Source organism: Sphaerochaeta sp. S2, from assembly GCF_016406725.1.
Taxonomy (GTDB): domain Bacteria; phylum Spirochaetota; class Spirochaetia; order Sphaerochaetales; family Sphaerochaetaceae; genus Sphaerochaeta.
Genome location: NZ_JAEKNT010000369.1, coordinates 1 through 1,480 on the forward strand (window position 1 = coordinate 1; position 1,480 = coordinate 1,480).

General features: G+C 48.0%; 1 protein-coding gene and 1 pseudogene. Both read right to left on the reverse strand.

Features of this window, described 5'->3' with window-relative positions; translation table 11 throughout:
- Nucleotides 1–113: 113 nt before the first annotated feature.
- A complete protein-coding gene (locus JF818_RS10865) occupies nt 114–821 on the reverse strand; it encodes a hypothetical protein (RefSeq protein ID WP_198892035.1) in 708 nt (235 codons plus the stop codon).
- A gap of 145 nt (nt 822–966) precedes the next feature.
- Nucleotides 967–1,480, reverse strand: a pseudogene (fusA, locus tag JF818_RS10870) (elongation factor G); the annotation flags it as partial.

A 1,480-nucleotide genomic window follows, 5' to 3' on the forward strand; every position in this document is an offset into this window, starting at 1 on the left:
GGACATAACAGGAGCGTAACACCAGTGTAAACAATGAAGACCGGCCTCCTGAAGCCGGTCTCCTGTATCGATTTATTGAAAAGAAGGCCGCAAACGCGGCCTTCTTCTGAACACTACTTGGAAATGAGCATGGTCTTGGGATCGAGACTTACGCCCATAGGCTTCTCGTATACCCCCTCGCGGGCCTTCACGGCCGTCATTACCACCTTGTCACGTTCCTCATTGTAAATAAGGCCAATAAGGACATCAATCAAATCGATATATTTTTGCATGGTATTAGGAACACCATATTTATCATAAACAACATCGGAGCGAACAGGAGATACACTGAACCATACCTCCAGATTCATATTCTGTGCAAACTGCTTGATCTTCCGAACATCATCCTCAGTCGCCACGGTTAGCTTGTATCCGTCGAAGAGAATGGCGTCTGCCTTGAAACTCCCATGATTGATCAAGGTTTCCAGACTGGAAAGCACCTTATCAATGGTGACATTCTCCTGGCTGAAATTCATGACCACACGGTTACTGAGAATATTGTTGTACACGGTCGCTGCATCATCAAGGGTACGGCCATCAGAGACTTCCCTGAATACTTCCTTATACCAGTTGATGACATGTTCTACATTTCCAGAGAACGAGACATGAATGACATGCTCCCCTCTCAGTAGCTTATCAGTAGCAAGATGGACCAAGCAGGCTGTCTTGCCAACACCGTGACGGGAAACAAGGACCCCGAGGTTCCCACGACCAAGTCCACCGTCCAAAGACTGCTCAAATACGCGAAGAGGACTCAGTTCGTTTAACTCTTGAATTACCATAGCGCTCACCTCCAAGTAATTTTTAGGTTCATCCCTAGTATACTATGGAAAATCACAAAATGGTACTTTTTTACAGAAAAGGGCAAAAAGAGACCCCCCAGGAGGGTTTATCCTCATGGAGGGCTTGGGATTGCAGGAAGAAACACTATTTCTGTTCTTTCTTCCGCTTCTCCTGATAATCCTTCTTCAACTGCTCGGAAACGCTTACCGGCACCTTGCCGTACTTCCCGATTTCCATGGTAAATTCGCCCTTACCCTGGGTGAGGGAGCGAAGAACGGTGGAATATCCGAACATTTCAGAGAGGGGAACTTCAGCAATAACAGTACTCATTGCATTATCCTCGGTGGAGCTGATGATCAGACCACGTCTTTGGTTGACTGAAGCGAATACCGAACCTTGGAATTCGTTGGGTGCAACTACCTCGACCTTCATGATCGGCTCGAGGATGACCGGCTTGGCCTTCTCGAACGCTTCACGGAATGCACTAAGGGCTGCAGTCTGGAATGCCTGGTCTGATGAGTCAACCGGGTGCCAAGCACCATCGTTGACAACAGCCTTCACACCAAGTACGGGGAATCCGAGCTGAGCACCCTTCTTGATGGCCATCTGGAATCCCTTGTCACAGGATGGAATGTATTCAGTAGGAATGGATCCACCC

Bases quoted from the DNA above. Each gene is read 5' to 3' on its own strand.
- JF818_RS10865 (WP_198892035.1), bottom strand. From the start codon at position 821: ATGGTAATTCAAGAGTTAAACGAACTGAGTCCTCTTCGCGTATTTGAG.